Source organism: Streptomyces sp. CA-179760 (assembly GCF_050937045.1).
GTDB lineage: Bacteria > Actinomycetota > Actinomycetes > Streptomycetales > Streptomycetaceae > Streptomyces.
Genome location: NZ_JBNJLZ010000001.1, coordinates 2,501,301 through 2,518,233, shown reverse-complemented (window position 1 = coordinate 2,518,233; position 16,933 = coordinate 2,501,301). Strand labels below are relative to the sequence as shown.

At 73.4% G+C, this 16,933-nt stretch carries 5 protein-coding genes and 3 pseudogenes; 3 read left to right on the top strand and 5 right to left on the bottom strand.

The window, feature by feature from the left end; translation table 11 throughout:
- Positions 1–4 precede the first annotated feature (4 nt).
- Together ACQEV8_RS11250 and ACQEV8_RS11245 are read right to left on the bottom strand one after the other, a co-directional pair.
- On the bottom strand, positions 5–1,258 hold the full coding sequence (locus ACQEV8_RS11250) for an ADP-ribosylglycohydrolase family protein (protein ID WP_432959443.1): 1,254 nt from the start codon (positions 1,256–1,258) through the stop codon (positions 5–7).
- Positions 1,255–2,316, bottom strand: a complete 1,062-nt coding sequence (locus ACQEV8_RS11245) for an ADP-ribosylglycohydrolase family protein (protein WP_432959442.1) — start codon at positions 2,314–2,316, stop codon at positions 1,255–1,257. The genes ACQEV8_RS11250 and ACQEV8_RS11245 overlap by 4 nt, the downstream gene beginning before the upstream one ends.
- A gap of 214 nt (positions 2,317–2,530) precedes the next feature.
- On the opposite strand from ACQEV8_RS11245, the gene ACQEV8_RS11240 reads away from it, so the two are divergent.
- From ACQEV8_RS11240 to ACQEV8_RS11230, 3 genes and pseudogenes are all read left to right on the top strand, one after another.
- Positions 2,531–3,262 carry a VIT1/CCC1 transporter family protein gene (locus ACQEV8_RS11240; RefSeq protein WP_432959441.1) on the top strand — a complete coding sequence of 244 codons (732 nt, stop codon included), beginning with the start codon at positions 2,531–2,533 and terminating at the stop codon, positions 3,260–3,262.
- Positions 3,263–3,646: 384 nt separating this feature from the next.
- Positions 3,647–8,245: a glutamate synthase large subunit gene (gltB, locus tag ACQEV8_RS11235; RefSeq protein ID WP_432972610.1), complete on the top strand. Its 4,599-nt coding sequence runs from the start codon at positions 3,647–3,649 to the stop codon at positions 8,243–8,245.
- Positions 8,238–9,700: pseudogene (locus tag ACQEV8_RS11230) on the top strand (glutamate synthase subunit beta). The gene gltB and the pseudogene ACQEV8_RS11230 overlap by 8 nt, the downstream one beginning before the upstream one ends.
- A 135-nt stretch (positions 9,701–9,835) precedes the next feature.
- Here the strand turns inward: ACQEV8_RS11230 and ACQEV8_RS11225 are convergent.
- From ACQEV8_RS11225 to ACQEV8_RS11215, 3 genes and pseudogenes are all read right to left on the bottom strand, one after another.
- Positions 9,836–10,791 (bottom strand): annotated as a pseudogene (locus ACQEV8_RS11225) (ABC transporter ATP-binding protein).
- Positions 10,788–13,523 (bottom strand): ABC transporter permease, encoded by a 2,736-nt coding sequence (locus ACQEV8_RS11220; RefSeq protein ID WP_432959439.1) that lies wholly within the window; start codon positions 13,521–13,523, stop codon positions 10,788–10,790. Before ACQEV8_RS11220 ends, ACQEV8_RS11225 begins: the two are co-directional and overlap by 4 nt.
- Position 13,524: 1 nt before the next feature.
- Positions 13,525–16,859, bottom strand: a pseudogene (locus tag ACQEV8_RS11215) (FtsX-like permease family protein).
- Between the last annotated feature and the right edge of the window lie 74 nt (positions 16,860–16,933).

The window sequence follows — 16,933 nt, the reverse complement described above, 5'->3', positions numbered from 1 at the left end:
CGCATCATCCACCTGGGCGGGCCGGTAGTGCCGCTTCCAGGAGTTCGGCGAGTTCTACGAGGTCGGTGCCGGTGAGACGGGGGAGGACGCAGCCGGAGAGCGTGCGGCAGGTCTCCCGCCAGGAGGCCGGGATCGAGGCGCCGCCGCCCAGCGCGCCGGTGAGGGCGCCCGCCAGGGCCGGGGCGGAGTCCGCGACCCGGGACAGACAGGCAGCCGCCGGTACCGCTTCCGCGATGCGGCCGCGGGCGGCGGTGGCCAGGGCGAGGGCGACCGGGACCGTTTCGGCGGCGGCGATGCCGTAGCTGTAGACGTGGTCGACGATCTGGTGTTCCAGGTGCGGGACCAGGGCGAAGGCGCTGTCCGCGGCGGCGGCGAGACGCAGTGCGTGCCGGGCGTTGCGGCCGATCTCCGTCTCCTCGGGGAGTTCGGCCAGGGCCGCCGTGACGCAGGCGTCGACGTTCGCGCCGGCCAGGGCGAGGGCGAGGGCCGCCGCCATCGCGCGGGCGCCGTGCACGCCGTCGCCGTCCTGGGTGTAGCGGGCGTCGAACTCGGCGAGCGCGGCGGCGCGGCCCGGGTCGCCCGGGTGGGCCATGGCCAGGACGCAGGCGCGTACGCAGGCCGCGTCGTCGAAGTAGTGCGGGTTGTCGTGGCCGGTGGCGGGTGGTCGCAGGCCGGTGGCGAGGTTGCCGAGGCCGGCGCGGACGGAGATGCGGGCGCGCAGGGGGAGTACGGCGGACTCGATCTCGGGGGCGCGGTCCGCCGCGGCGGCTACCTCGCTCGCGATGGCGTTCCAGGTGAGGTCGATCGCGGCTCGGGTGCGGCGTTCTCGGCTGAGGTCGTTCAGGACGGTGTCGTCGCCGGCGCGGAGGAGGGCTTCCGCGGCGAAGGCAGCCCATTCGGCGTCATCGGAAGGGCCGAGGCGGAGGGGCTCGGGGGGCTGGTTCAGGGCGATGGGGACGGGGAGGGTGGTGGTGGCGTTGCGTTCGGCGAAGGTGTCCAGTTCGCGGGTGAGGCGGCGGGTCCAGTCGGGCATGCGGGCGGCTCTGTGGCGGGCGGCGGGCCAGCCGGCGGCGTCTCCGGCTGCCAGTCCGAGCAGGAGGCCTTCGGTCCTTCTTGTGGCCTCGGCTTCGCCTTCGGCTTGTTCGTCTCCTACCCGCGCACCGCCCGTAACTGTCAGCCGAGGGGTCCTGGTCTCCCGTGGGGCGCCCTCGCCGTCGGCGGCTGCCGGTGCGTGGGCTGTCGGTTCGTACGGCGTCATGCGGGGGCCTCCGTTCCGTCGCCCGCCGCCAACGCGAAGTCCGTCAGTGCCGGGGCCTCGTCCTCCGCCGGTGTCAGCAGGTCCGCCACGTCCCGTACGTGGTAGCCCGCCATCGCCGGCAGGCATCTGCCGCGGACCGGGCCGATGGGGTCGGTCCAGGCCACGGGGATCGCCGACACCCCCTGCGTCGCGCCCGCCAGCGCCCCCGCCACCGCCGCCGTCGTGTCCGCGTCGCGGCCCATGTTCACCGCGGTCAGGACGGACTGCTCGAAGTCGCCGTCGGCAGCCGCGTACGCGCCGAAGGCCAGGGCGACCGCCTCGGGGGCCAGGTCGGTCCAGGGGTAGCCGCCGATGACGACGGCGGAGCGGACCGCGCGTTCGCCGCGATGGGCCACCGCCACCGCGCGGCGCAGACTGCGGGCCGTCCACGAGTCGTCGGGGACGACCGCGAGGGCGGCGGCCACCACCGCGATCGCCGGAGCGCCCGCCATCGCCGCCGCCACGCCTGCCGCCACCGCCTGGCCGCCGTAGATGCCCTCGCCGTCGTGGCTCACCGAGCCGTCGATCGCCACCAGGCGGGCAGCTTCCGCCGGGCGGCCCGCGGCGAACACCCCGAAGGGGGCCGCGCGCATGGCCAGGCCGTCGCTCCAGGCGTGCCGGTGCTGGGCGGAGATGGGTGCGGCAAGTCCTCGGCGGAGGTTCTCCAGCGTGCCGCGTTCGCTGAAGCCGGCGCCCCGGAAGGGGCCCTCGTCGCGGTCGGCGATCCACTCGTGCCAGGCCGCCTCCACATGCGCCGGGGTGAGTGCGGAGCCGTGCCGGGCCAGGAGGAGACCGGAGAAGATCGCGTACTCGGTGTCGTCCGTGCCGGACGGGTTGTCGGTGACGTAGCCGGTGATACGGCCCCACCGGGCGCGGATCTCGGACGGTTTCATGTTCTCGGCCGGGGCCCCGAGGGCGTCACCCACGGCCAGGCCCAGCAGCGCGCCCCGTGCCCGTTCGCGGAGCTCGGCGGCGTCCCCGGGCGCCGGTGCGGAGGGGATGCAGGCGATCGATGCCATACGGCATGTGTCCCACTCCGGCGAGGCGCACGAGCCTCCAGAACCCCAGCATCACCCGGTCGACATCTGTGCAAGATCGTTATCAAGTGAGCAAGAAGAGGTAAAAGCGCAGGTTAGCGCAGCCTTTCCTTGCTGGCGGGAGCGGAATGAGGAGCGTACTTTGAGTGTTGTAAAAAATTGGAACTTGTCCAAATAGGGGGAGTGGGGATCTTTCATGGCCATCATCGAGACCGAGGCGACGCTGCACGAGGCGCACCGGGACAACCACACGCACCGGGACGTGAACGGCGGCTGGCTGCGTCCCGCGGTGTTCGGTGCGATGGACGGCCTCGTCTCCAACCTGGCCCTGATGACCGGCGTCGCGGGCGGGGCCGTGAGTCAGCAGACCGTGGTCCTCAGCGGACTCGCGGGTCTGGCCGCCGGCGCCTTCTCCATGGCCGCCGGTGAATACACCTCCGTGGCCTCGCAGCGAGAACTCGTCGAGGCCGAGCTGGACGTGGAGCGACGCGAGCTGCGCAAGCACCCGAAGGACGAGGAGGCCGAGCTCGCCTCGCTCTATGAGGGGAGAGGCGTCGAGCCGGAGCTGGCCCGTGAGGTCGCCCGGCAGCTGTCGAAGGACCCCGAGCAGGCGCTGGAGATCCACGCCCGGGAGGAGCTGGGCATCGACCCGGGGGATCTGCCCTCGCCCACCGTCGCCGCGGTGTCGAGCTTCGGCTCCTTCGCGCTGGGCGCGCTGATTCCCGTGCTTCCGTATCTGCTCGGCGCGAGCACCATGTGGCCGGCCGTGCTGCTGGCGCTGCTGGGGCTCTTCCTGTGCGGTGCGGTGGTGGCCAAGGTGACGGCCCGCACCTGGTGGTACAGCGGGCTGCGGCAGCTGTTCCTGGGGGGTGCGGCGGCCGGTGTGACGTACGCCCTGGGCACTCTGTTCGGAACGGCCGTAGGATAGCTCGGCTCGGACTTATGCAATGGGCCGTATAAGTAGCCGTTACTCGCTGGTTTCGGATGTGCGACCACGGGGCATGAGCCGTAAGCGCTGCGGGCAACGACGCTCGCCGCGCACCCCCAGCGGGATGGGTGAAGGCGCCTGTTCCCGCCATCGGGCCCGACGGGCATCGATCTCACCCGGTCGTTCCGTGCTGGCCCCCATAGCTTCCACCGTCAGCGCGGAACCCCCACCGCGCACCTGCGGTGTCCGCATGTTGGAACGGATTATCCCGCTTCCCGAGAACCGCTCCATCATGTAACCTGCACGAAATTTTGCGATCACGCAGAGGGCCAACGTCGTCCCTCGGCACTTTGCATATGCCACATGACGACGACGGGAGAGCCGATGCGTACGCCGCGCCAGCCGTCCCAGCACTCCGCGAATGGCCAGAACTGGTCGTTCATGGATGCTCGCCCTGCTGCGCAGGGTATGTACGACCCCCGCAACGAGCACGACGCCTGCGGCGTCGGCTTCGTCGCCACCCTCACAGGCGAGGCGTCCCACACCCTGGTCGAGCAGGCTCTGACCGTCCTGCGCAACCTCGAACACCGCGGTGCCACCGGCTCCGAGCCCGACTCCGGTGACGGCGCCGGCATCCTGTCGCAGGTCCCGGACGCCTTCTTCCGTGACGTGGCCGGATTCGAACTGCCCGAGGCCGGCGGATACGCCGTCGGTATCGCCTTCCTGCCGGAGGACTCCACCGCCGACGCCGTCTCGAAGATCGAGACGATCGCGTCCGAAGAGGGCCTCACCGTGCTCGGCTGGCGTGAGGTGCCGGTCGCTCCCCAGCTCCTGGGCGCCACCGCCCGGTCGACGATGCCGGTCTTCCGCCAGATCTTCGTCGCGGACGGGTCCTCGACGGGCATCGCCCTCGACCGCAAGGCCTTCGTGCTGCGCAAGCGCGCCGAGCGCGAGGCCGGCGTGTACTTCCCGTCGCTGTCCGCGCGGACCATCGTCTACAAGGGCATGCTGACCACCGGCCAGCTCGAGCCGTTCTTCCCGGACCTGTCCGACCGCCGCTTCGCCTCCGCGGTCGCGCTCGTGCACTCCCGGTTCTCGACGAACACGTTCCCGTCGTGGCCGCTGGCCCACCCGTACCGCTTCGTCGCGCACAACGGTGAGATCAACACCGTCAAGGGCAACCGCAACTGGATGGTCGCCCGCGAGTCGCAGCTGGTCTCCGACCTGTTCGGGTCCGACGACAAGGCCATAGAGCGGATCTTCCCGGTCTGCACGCCGGACGCCTCCGACTCCGCCTCCTTCGACGAGGTCCTCGAACTCCTGCACCTGGGCGGCCGTTCCCTGCCGCACTCCGTGCTGATGATGATCCCGGAGGCGTGGGAGAACCACGACTCCATGGACCCGGCCCGGCGCGCCTTCTACCAGTACCACTCCACGATGATGGAGCCCTGGGACGGCCCGGCCTGTGTCACCTTCACCGACGGCGTCCAGGTCGGCGCCGTGCTCGACCGCAACGGCCTGCGCCCCGGCCGCTACTGGGTCACCGACGACGGCCTCGTCGTCCTCGGCTCCGAGGTCGGCGTCCTGGACATCGACCCGGCCAAGGTCGTCCGCAAGGGCCGCCTCCAGCCCGGCCGCATGTTCCTCGTGGACACCGCCGAGCACCGCATCATCGAGGACGACGAGATCAAGGCCGAGCTCGCCGCCGAGAACCCGTACGCGGAGTGGCTGGAGGCCGGCGAGATCGAGCTGGGCGACCTGCCCGAGCGCGAGCACATCGTCCACACCCACGCCTCGGTCACCCGCCGTCAGCAGACCTTCGGCTACACCGAGGAGGAGCTGCGCGTCCTCGTCGCGCCGATGGCCAAGGCCGGTGCCGAGCCGATCGGCTCGATGGGCACCGACTCGCCGATCGCGGCGCTCTCGGACCGCCCGCGGCTGCTCTTCGACTACTTCACCCAGCTGTTCGCGCAGGTCACCAACCCGCCGCTGGACGCCATCCGCGAGGAGCTCGTCACCTCGCTGCGCTCCGCGCTGGGCCCGCAGGGCAACCTGCTCGACCCGACCGCGGCCTCCTGCCGCAGCGTCCTGCTGCCCTTCCCGGTGATCGACAACGACGAGCTGGCCAAGCTCATCCACATCAACGCCGACGGCGACATGCCCGGCTTCAAGGCCGCGACGCTGTCCGGCCTGTACCGGGTGCACGGCGGCGGTGACAGCCTGGCCGCACGCATCGAGGAGATCTGCGCCGAGGCCGACGCCGCGATAGAGAACGGCGCCCGGCTGATCGTCCTGTCGGACCGCCACTCGGACGCCGAGCACGCGCCGATCCCGTCGCTGCTGCTCACCGCGGCCGTCCACCACCACCTCATCCGCACCAAGCAGCGCACCCAGGTGGGCCTGCTGGTCGAGGCCGGCGACGTCCGCGAGGTGCACCACGTCGCCCTGCTCATCGGCTACGGCGCCGCCGCCGTCAACCCGTACCTGGCGATGGAGTCCGTCGAGGACCTGGTCCGTGCCGGCACCTTCCTGCCCGGCATCGAGGCCGAGAAGGCCATCCGCAACCTCATCTACGCCCTCGGCAAGGGCGTGCTGAAGGTCATGTCCAAGATGGGCATCTCGACCGTCGCCTCCTACCGAGGCGCCCAGGTCTTCGAGGCCGTCGGCCTGGACGAGACCTTCGTCGAGAAGTACTTCAACGGCACCGCCACCAAGATCGGCGGCGTCGGCATCGACGTCGTCGCCAAGGAGGTCGCCGCCCGCCACGCCAAGGCCTACCCGGCCTCCGGCATCGCCCCGGCGCACCGCGCGCTGGAGATAGGCGGCGAGTACCAGTGGCGCCGCGAGGGCGAGCCGCACCTGTTCGACCCGGACACGGTCTTCCGCCTCCAGCACTCCACGCGCTCCGGCCGCTACGACATCTTCAAGAAGTACACCGAGCGCGTGAACGAGCAGTCCGAGCGGCTGATGACGCTGCGCGGTCTCTTCGGCTTCAAGTCGGGCCGCGAGCCGATCTCCATCGACGAGGTCGAGCCGGTCTCCGAGATCGTCAAGCGGTTCTCGACGGGCGCCATGTCGTACGGCTCCATCTCCCAGGAGGCGCACGAGACCCTCGCCATCGCCATGAACCAGCTGGGCGGCAAGTCCAACACCGGTGAGGGCGGCGAGGACGCGGAGCGGCTGTACGACCCGGCCCGCCGGTCGTCCATCAAGCAGGTCGCCTCCGGCCGCTTCGGTGTGACCTCCGAGTACCTGGTCAACGCGGACGACATCCAGATCAAGATGGCCCAGGGCGCCAAGCCCGGCGAGGGCGGCCAGCTGCCCGGCCACAAGGTCTACCCGTGGGTCGCCAAGACGCGTCACTCGACGCCGGGCGTCGGCCTCATCTCGCCGCCCCCGCACCACGACATCTACTCCATCGAGGACCTGGCCCAGCTGATCCACGACCTGAAGAACGCGAACCCGCAGGCGCGGATTCACGTGAAGCTGGTCTCGGAGGTCGGTGTCGGCACGGTCGCCGCGGGTGTCTCCAAGGCGCACGCGGACGTCGTCCTGATCTCCGGCCACGACGGTGGTACGGGTGCCTCGCCGCTGACGTCGCTCAAGCACGCCGGCGGTCCCTGGGAGCTCGGCCTCGCCGAGACCCAGCAGACGCTGCTGCTCAACGGCCTGCGCGACCGCATCGTCGTGCAGACCGACGGCCAGCTGAAGACCGGCCGTGACGTGGTCATCGCCGCGCTGCTCGGCGCCGAGGAGTTCGGTTTCGCGACCGCGCCGCTCGTCGTCTCCGGCTGCGTCATGATGCGCGTCTGCCACCTGGACACCTGCCCGGTCGGCATCGCCACCCAGAACCCGACCCTGCGCGAGCGCTACGCCGGCAAGGCCGAGTACGTCGTGAACTTCTTCAAGTACATCGCCGAAGAGGTCCGCGAGATCCTCGCCGAGCTGGGCTTCCGCTCCATCGAGGAGGCCGTCGGCCACGCCGAGACCCTCGACGTCACCCGCGCGGTCGACCACTGGAAGGCGCAGGGCCTGGACCTGGAGCCGCTGTTCCACGTGCCCGAGCTGCCCGAGGGCGCGGTCCGCCACCAGCTGATCGCCCAGGACCACGGTCTGGAGAAGGCGCTCGACAACCAGCTGATCAAGCTGGCCGCCGACGCCCTGTCCGCCACGGACGCCACCGAGGCCCAGCCGGTCCGCGCCCAGGTGCAGATCCGCAACATCAACCGCACGGTCGGCACCATGCTCGGCCACGAGGTGACGAAGAAGTTCGGCGGTGCGGGCCTGCCCGAGGACACCGTCGACATCACCTTCACCGGCTCCGCCGGCCAGTCCTTCGGCGCGTTCGTGCCGCGCGGTGTCACGCTGCGCCTGGAGGGCGACGCCAACGACTACGTCGGCAAGGGCCTCTCCGGCGGCCGTGTGATCGTCCGCCCGGACCGCGGCGCCGACCACCTCGCCGAGTACTCGACGATCGCGGGCAACACCATCGCCTACGGCGCGACCGGCGGCGAGCTGTTCCTGCGCGGTCGTACCGGCGAGCGGTTCTGTGTCCGCAACTCCGGCGCGACGGTCGTCTCCGAAGGCGTGGGCGACCACGGCTGCGAGTACATGACCGGTGGTCACGCGGTGGTGCTCGGCGAGACGGGCCGCAACTTCGCGGCCGGTATGTCCGGCGGTATCGCGTACGTCATCGACCTGGACCGCGACAACGTCAACGTCGGCAACGTGGACGCCGTGGAGCCGCTGGACGACACCGACAAGCAGTGGCTGCACGACGTGGTCCGCCGCCACCAGGAGGAGACGGGCTCGACCGTCGCCGAGAAGCTCCTGGCCGAGTGGGACACCGCCGTCGAGCGCTTCAGCAGGATCATCCCCAGCACGTACAAGGCAGTGCTCGCCGCCAAGGACGCCGCCGAGCGAGCCGGTCTCTCCGAGACCGAGACCCACGAGAAGATGATGGAGGCGGCGATCAATGGCTGACCCGAAGGGCTTTCTGAACCACGGCCGCGAGGTCGCCAAGTCCCGCCCGGTCGAGGAGCGCCTCAAGGACTGGAACGAGGTCTACGTCCCCGGCTCCCTGCTGCCCATCATCAGCAAGCAGGCCAGCCGCTGCATGGACTGCGGCATCCCGTTCTGCCACAACGGCTGTCCGCTGGGGAACCTCATCCCCGAGTGGAACGACTACGCCTACCGCGAGGACTGGGCCGCCGCCTCGGAGCGGCTGCACGCGACGAACAACTTCCCGGAGTTCACGGGCCGTCTGTGCCCCGCTCCCTGTGAGTCGGCGTGTGTGCTCGGCATCAACCAGCCGGCCGTCACCATCAAGAACGTCGAGGTCTCGATCATCGACAAGGCGTGGGAGACCGGGGACGTCGCCCCGCAGATCCCGGAGCGCCTGTCCGGCAAGACGGTCGCGGTCATCGGCTCGGGCCCGGCCGGTCTGGCCGCCGCCCAGCAGCTGACCCGGGCCGGTCACACGGTCGCCGTCTACGAGCGCGCGGACCGCATCGGAGGCCTCCTCCGCTACGGCATCCCCGAGTTCAAGATGGAGAAGCGGCACATCAACCGCCGTATCGAGCAGATGCGCGCGGAGGGCACCCGCTTCCGTACGGGCATCGAGATCGGCCGCGACCTGAAGGCGACGGACCTGAAGAAGCGCTACGACGCGGTCGTCCTGGCCGTCGGCGCGACCACGGCCCGCGACCTGCCGGCGCCCGGCCGTGAGCTCAAGGGCATCTACCAGGCCATGGAGTACCTGCCCCTGTCCAACAAGGTCCAGGAGGGCGACTTCGTGGCGCCCCCATCACGGCCGAGGGCAAGCACGTCGTGGTCATCGGCGGCGGCGACACCGGCGCGGACTGCGTGGGCACCGCCCACCGCCAGGGCGCGGCCTCCGTCACGCAGCTGGAGATCATGCCCCGCCCGGGCGAGGACCGGAACACGGCCACTCAGCCGTGGCCGACCTTCCCGATGCTGTACAAGGTCACCTCGGCCCACGAGGAGGGCGGCGACCGCGTCTACTCGGTGTCGACGACCCACTTCGAGGGCGACGAGGACGGCAACGTCCAGTGGCTGCACCTCACCGAGGTGGAGTTCATCGACGGCAAGCTGACCCCGAAGCCGGGCACCGAGCGCAAGATCCCCGCCCAGCTGGTCACCCTCGCCATGGGCTTCACCGGCACCGACCGGGACAACGGCCTCGTCGACCAGTTCGGCCTGGACCTCGACGAGCGGGGCAACATCGCCCGCGACGCCGACTTCCAGACCAACGTGCCGGGCGTGTTCGTCGCCGGTGACGCGGGCCGCGGCCAGTCGCTCATCGTGTGGGCGATCGCGGAGGGCCGCTCGGCCGCGCGCGGGGTGGACCGCCGCCTCAACGGCGCCAGCGAGCTGCCGGCTCCGATCCGCCCGACGGACCGCGCGCTGATGGTCTGACGCGCACCCCCAGAACGTCCCGTACAAAGGCGTGCGGAACACAGACGGCGCCTGCCCCTTGTCCCCGACCGGACGAACGGGCAGGCGCTGTCGCATGTCCCCAGCAGTCAGCAGTCAGCAGTCAGCAGTCAGCCGTCAGTCGTGACCGTCCGGCCACACCTGGATGTGGTCCTCCTCCAGCTCCAGCAGCACCCGGTCCGCCATGCCCAGCGCCGTCGTGTACTCGTCCGGCAGCTGCAGGCGGCCCGCGCGGTCGAGCATCGCGTACTCCCGGGCCACCACGGACTCCTGACCCGTCTCGTCGACCTCCGTGCGGCGCAGTACCTCCGTCGAGGTGCGGCCGTCGCGGATCGCGACCGTGCGGCGGACCTCGCCGGCGACCGCCTGGTCGTGCGTGACGATGACGATCGTCGTGCCCAGTTCCTCGTTGGCCCGGCGGAACGCAGCGAAGACCTGCTGCCCGGTCGCCGAGTCCAGTTCGCCGGTCGGCTCGTCGGCGAGCAGGACGGCGGGTGCGTTGGCCAGGCCGACGGCGATGGCGACGCGCTGCTGCTGACCGCCGGAGATCTGGTGTGGACGCCGGTCCCGGCAGTCGGCGACACCGAGCATGGCCAGCAGGTCGTCCGCCCGCCCGGCCCGCTTCTTCCGCGAGCTGCCCGCCAGTTGCATGGGCAGGGCGACGTTCTGCGCCGCCGTCAGATACGGCAGCAGATTGCGTGCCGTCTGCTGCCAGACGAAGCCGACCACCTCACGCCGGTAGCGCAACCGCGCCTTCGCGTCCATCGCCAGCAGATCGCGGCCCGCGACCTTCGCCGCGCCCGCGGTCGGGACGTCCAGGCCCGCGAGGATGTTCATCAACGTCGACTTGCCGCTGCCGGACGCCCCACCAGGGCCATCAACTCGCCCTCCCGCACCAGGAGATCGAGCCCCTGGAGCGCCTGCACCTCCATGGCGTCCCGGCCTCCGCGCTTGGCGAAGATCCGCACCAGCCGGTCGCAGGCGATCAGGGCGTCGTGCCCGTACGCGGGCCGGTCGCGGTGGTGCGCCGCCCGCCGCTCCAGCTCCGCGAGCGACTCCGTCGTACCGCTCATCGCATGTCTCCTGCCCTGAGGTGAGTGATCGGTGTCCGGCGGCCCGCCCACCAAACCTGTGCGACGGCCACCGCCCCCGCCAGCAGCACCGCGCCCGCGGCGGGCAGGGCCAGCGACCACACATCGGCCCGCAGCGTGGCACCCCCCGGCGCCGTGACGCCGGAGGCGTCGGGCAGAGCCAGCCGGTCCAGGTCGACGCCGGGGGCGAGCAGTCCCACCGTGGCCCAGCCGACGGCCATGCCCCCGCCGGCCGCGAGCAGCGCCAGGGGCAGCGCCTCCAGGCCGAGCAGCCGTCGCCCCTGGCGGGCCGTCAGGCCCAGGGTGCGCAGCCGGGCCAGCAGCGCGGCCCGTTCCGGAGCGGACCGCAGCAGGCCGAGCACCAGGGCGAGCAGGGCGTACCCCGCGCCCGCCACGACGGCCCAGACGTAGATCCGTTCGGCGCCCGTCTGCAACGGCGAGTCGGACAGCGTCGCACGTACCTCGCCGCGCAGTGTCACGGAGAGGCCCGCACCGGCGCCGCTCACGGCTGCCCGCAGCGCCTTCGCGTCGAGCCCGGCACCGGTCGCCAGCAGGGTCGAAGGACCGCCGAAACCCTTCAGCCCCGCCGCGTCGACCAGCAGGAACTCGCCCTCGGGGACGGCCGGGGTACGGGGACGCACAGCGGTGATCCGCACCGTGACGGCTCCGCCCGGCAGCACGATCCGGTGCGGCGCCCGCCCCAGCCGCTCGGCGACCTCGGGGGAGGCGACGGCGTCCAGCACCCCGCCCCGGGACCCCAGCCGGTCGGCCGCGAAACCCCCGAGTCCTGTCTGCCGGGCCAGCCCCGCGTAGGTGTCCGGCTCGACCATGGCCACCGGCAGCGACCGCGTCTCGTCGGACGCGCCCTCCGCGGAGAACTCGAAGCCCACGCCCGTGACCTGCCGTACGCCCGCCACCTCCCGTACCGCCCGCGCGAGACCCGCCGGGAGTGTTGTGCCGTCGGTCGTGGAGATCCGTACGTCCGCGCCGGTCTCCAGCAGCGCGGCCCGGTCCCGGGCGTCCGCCACGCCCGCCAGCACGGATCCCCCGAACGCGGCCGTCGTCAGGGCCGTCAGCAGGGCGAGCAGCGGCAGCGTGGCGACCGCCGCCGGGGAGCGGCCCGCGCGGGCCAGCGACAGGAACCCGACCACACCGCGCAACCGCCCGGCCGGGCCGGCGGCCCACCGCAGAGGCAGCGGGTACAGCCGCACGAGGACCAGCGCGGCGACCAGACCGACGAGCACCGGGGCGGCGCTCACCAGCAGATCGCCCGACCCGGCCGTACCGCGGCGGCGCAACGCCGCCACCGAGCCGACGGCCAGCACCAGCAAGGTCAGTTCGGCGACGGTCCGGCGCCCGCCGGGCCTGGCGTGGGCGAGGTCGTCGCGCTCCTGGTGCGCCCGAGGCCTGCGGTGCGCCACGGCCGCGCGTACCGGCAGCCCGGCACAGGCGAGCAGGGCCACGGCGCCCGCCCCTAGCACGGCGGGCAGCGGCCGGGCCTCGTCCACGACGAGCACGGCGAGCAGCAGACCGCAGGCAGCGGCGGGCACCGCCGGTACCGCGGTCTCGGCCAGCAGCCGCCCGGCGATGCCGCGCAGGGAGCCGCCCCGGGCCCGCAGCAGGGCGAGTTCGACGTCGCGGCGGGCGGCCGCCACCCCCGCGCTCATCACCAGGACGACGACGGCGACCGCGGCGATCCCGAAAGCCGCGACGGCCACCACGGGCGTGATCGCGTCACGGGCCGCCGTACAGGAGTCGACGACCTGCTCCAGGCCGGTGGACAGCTGTGCCGTCGGACCGGCGGCGCCGCGCATCCGCACCAGCCCGGGCCCGTTCTCCAGGGACGCGATCCCGTCGACGAGCGCCGGGGCGTCCCCCGCGGTGAGCTCTCCGGCCGCGGGTGCGAACCGCCAGTACTTCTCCGGCTCGCCCTGGCCGCCGAGCAGCGCCGGTGCCGCCCCGGGCGCCAGCAGGACGCCCGCCTCCCAGTAGAACTGCGGCGGGCGTGCGCTGTTGCTGGCCAGGGCCGGAGTGCGCAGGACCGGTTCCGCGGACCAGTAACTCCGCTGCGGATGCCGGGGTTCGAGGATCCCCGTGATCCGCACGGTCAGCGGCCCGTCCGGGAAGCCGGCCAGGGTGAGCCCGGAGCCGGCCCGCAGCCGCAGCGTGCGGGCGGTCTCGGCGGTCACGGCTCCTTCCACCACCCGGGTGTCCACGGTCACCGGTTTGCCGGCGGTGGGCAGCCGGCCCTCCCGCACGGTGGCGTGGCCGGCCGCTCCCGACTGCGTGAGCAGGGTGAACCGGGGCGGCAGCCCGTCGGGCCGGGGCAACGACGGGTCCAGGGCATCCAGGCTCTTCGCGGTCCGTATCCCGTACGCCGACTCGGCCGGGTCCGCTCGCAGCGGCTCGGGCAGCAGCGCCCGCGCCGCACTCCCGACCGCCGCGAGCGCCTCCGGCCGGACCGCGTCCGCACGGGCCTCGTCAGGCCGTTCGAGACCGGGTGCCGGTGCCTTCAGCTCCAGCACGGTGGACTCGGGGGAGGCGGTGGTGAGGGCCTCGCGCAGGCCGTCCGTCTCGTACGCTTCGACGGCCCGGGGCAGGACGGCGGCGAGGAAGGCCGTGACCAGCACCAGCAGACCGAAGGCGACAGCGGACACCGGCGCGGTCCGCAGCCGGGTCCGCACCCAGGGCGCGCCCTGCTCCTTCGGCGGCATCTCAGTCCTCCCCCTGATGGCGGAGCGCGACGGCCGGCTCGGCACGGCGCAGCGCCGACGCGGCGGTGATCAGCAGCAGCGGGGCGGCCACCCCCGCGAGGAGCAGCGCCACCCGGAACAGCGGCAGTTCGACGAGGACGGGCGGGACCGGTCGCGCCGCGTCGGAGGTCAGCACGACCAACGGGACGACGGCCCGGGTCAGGACGGCACCGAGACCGAGCCCGGCGAGCAGACCGACGCCGATGAGCAGGCTCTGCTCCGTGGCGACCAGCCGGGCGAGATCGCGGCGGGGCGCGCCCAGGGCGCGCAAGACGGCGAACTCCGCGGACCGCTCCCGCCGCGCACCGGCGGCGCTCACCGCGAAACCCCCGGCGGCGAGGGCGGCGGCGGCCACCGCCACCGCCGTCAGCGCCGAGCGCGGCCCGGCGCCGAGCGGATCCCGCAGCAGCTCGGCCGCGGTCTCGTCCCGCACCAGCACCTGGTTCGGCCGGAGGTCGGGGCGCGCCCGCAGCGCGGCGGCGACCTCGGCGGCCTTGCCCGGGGCGGCGCTCACCCACCACTCGGTGGGGGAGAGCGGCGCGGCGGCCCGCTGGGCCAGCACGGCGTCGACGGCCCGCAGATCGAGCAGCAGCGCCCCGCCGTTCACGGCCTCTCCGGCCAGGTCGGCGGCCGCGGTCGGCAGCTCCTCGACCGACCGTACGATCCGCACCCGCAACTGCTCCCCGGACAGCGGTACGTCGATGGTGTCGCCGGGCCCGGCTCCCGCCGCCCGCAGGAAGTCCCGGGTGGCGACTGCGGCGAGGGTCCGCGGTGCCTCGGCCCGGCGGGGCCGACGCGGACGGTGTAGATCGGCGAGGCTCCGTAACCCTCGTCGCGGTCGGCGCCGGTGCCGTACGACACGGTCAGCGGCGCGTTCCCCGACACGGCGGGCTTCGCGGCCTTACGGGCGACGACCTCGCCGTTCTCCGTCACCACCCCCTCGCCCCGCCAGCGCGTCCCGGCGGGCACCGGAACGGGCCGCGCGGAGCCGTCGCGGCCGGTGGCGAGCAGCCGTTCGACGGTGAACCGGTGTTTCTCGGAGCGGCCGACGGGAGAGGTGTCGTCGAGCTGGAGTCCCGTCAGCCGCAACGGTCCGGCCGGGGCGGCGCGGCGGCCCGTCGCCGTCACGTCCAGGTCGAGCGTGATCCGGTGGGTCCGGCCGTCCACCGGGACGTTCCCGGCGCCCAGCCGGTACCCGATGCCGTACCGGTCCTCGACGACCACCGTGAGCTGGGGCTCCCGGCCCGAGGCGGAACGTCCCGTCCGGGCCCCCGCGTCGGTGATCCGCACGTCCAGGGCGAGCCGCCGGGTGTCGCCGGGGAGCCGTACCGGCCGGTGGGTGTCCCTCGCGGGCGGCGCCAGGGCCCGCAGCAGCTTCGCCGGGGGCTCGTCGGCGAGATCGCCGCGCATCAGCATCCCGTCCCCGGCGTGGGCCGTGTCCAGGGCGAGGACCGTGGCCTCACGGCCGCCGGAGAGGCCCAGGGCGGCGCGGTGGGCGGGAGCGGCGTCCCGGGCCCCGGGCAACGCGGTGTAGAGGCCGGTCTGCCCGGGACTGCCCGGCCGGTAGTCGAGGACCCGGACGGGGGCGCCCGTCCTGAAATCGGCCTGGTCGTCCTGCGACCGGTCCCAGGACGCGCCGTGCCCGATCGCCAGCATCCCGGTCGCCACGGCGATGACCAGCAGCAGCACCGGACCCGCCCCGCGCAACGGACGCCGGCTGAACTGCCACCCCGCCAGCGCCGCCGGCAGCCCGCGCCCGCTCGCGGACCGCCGCTCCGCGAGCCGGGCCGCGAGCGGCAGCAGACGCAGCGTCAGGACCGTGCCCGCCAGCAGCGCCAGCGCGGGCGACGCGACCAGCAGCGGATCGACGCCCAGCCCCCCGGCCCGGTCCCGGCTCAGCACCCCGCCGCCGGTCGCGTCGGTCTGCCGGTCGAGCTGCCAGTACGCCACGCCCGCGATCAGCAGCAGCGCGACATCGGCTCCGGCACGCACGGGCGCGGCCGACGTCGCGGCACGCACGCGCCGCAGCCGTACGGGCGTGCCCGCCGTCGCCGCCAGCGCGGGTGCCACGACCGCCACCGCGCAGGCCGCCGCCACCCCGCCCGCGACCAGCCAGACCCGGCCCGCCGGGACGGCGTCGAGCCGCAGCCCGAGCCGGTCGAGCGAGGACCACCGCGCCAGCAGCCGGGCCAGCGGGCCGGACAGCAGCGCGGCACAGACGGCGGCAGGCACCGCGAGCAGCATCGCCTCCAGCGCCGCGAGTCTCGCGATCCGGCCGCGTGATCCGCCCCTGGCCCGCAGCAGCTCGGTCTCACCCGCCCGCTCGCCGTCCAGCAGCCGGGCCACCAGCAGCAGCGCGTACCCGGCGAGCAGCACCAGCTGCACGGAGACGATCATCAGCGTGGACCGGGCCACCAGCAGGGCCCGTTCGGTCCGGTCGAGCGTCTCCGGCAGCGCGGTGCGCACGTCCGCGTCGCCCCCGAGGGCCGGGTCCTCGCGCAGCGCCCCGGCCGCGCGCACGGCGGCCGCGCGGAGCGCGCCGATGCCGTCGGTGGTGACGGTCCGGTAGTCGGCCGTCGCCACCCAGCCGGTGCCGTCCGCGGAGGTACGGCCGGAGGCGAGCACCGACGCGTCGGCCAGCAGCGGCCCGTACGTGGTGAAGACGACGGTGCGCACGCCCTGGCCGCCGAGGGCGTCCGCCTGCCAGTAGGGATCGGAGCTGTCGGCCGCCCGGTACACGCCGGTCACCCGTATCCGGAGCGGCTCGCCGCCCAGCCGGTCGGTGAGTGTGAGGCGTGTTCCGGGCCGCAGCTTCAGCCGGTCGGCCGCCGCCTCGGGCAGGGCGACGGGTACGGCTGTGCCCCGTGCCGCCGGCGCGGGGCCGGGCAGGCTGCCCGAGACCAGCCTGATCCGTGACCGGTCGAGGGCGGCGAGGTGCGTGAGGTCGGGCTCCCCGGTGCGGGCATCGGCGTTCTGGAGGGAACGGGGCAGCGCGTACGGCCCGGACCGCTCCAGTGCCCGCACGGTCACCGGCAGCCCGCCGAAGGCCTCCCGCGCCCCGCGCACCACCGCCCGCCGCGCCGCCTCCCGCCGTTCCAGGGGCACGTCCGTCTCGACGACGAGGGAGGCGGAGGCCGCGGCCCGTCCGCCCAGGGCGCCGCGCAGCGCCGCGTCCCCGACGGAGCCGGAGAAGGCCGCGAGGGCGGCGAGCACCGAGGTGGTCAGCAGGACGGCGAGCAGGGCGGCCACGAGGAGCAGCCGATGCGCACGCAGGCGCAGCAGCAGTAAGCCCGTCACGCTTCCCCCACCCGATGGCCGAGCCGCTCTTTCCCCAACTCGGCATGCATATCACGGAGTTACCGGCCCGGCAC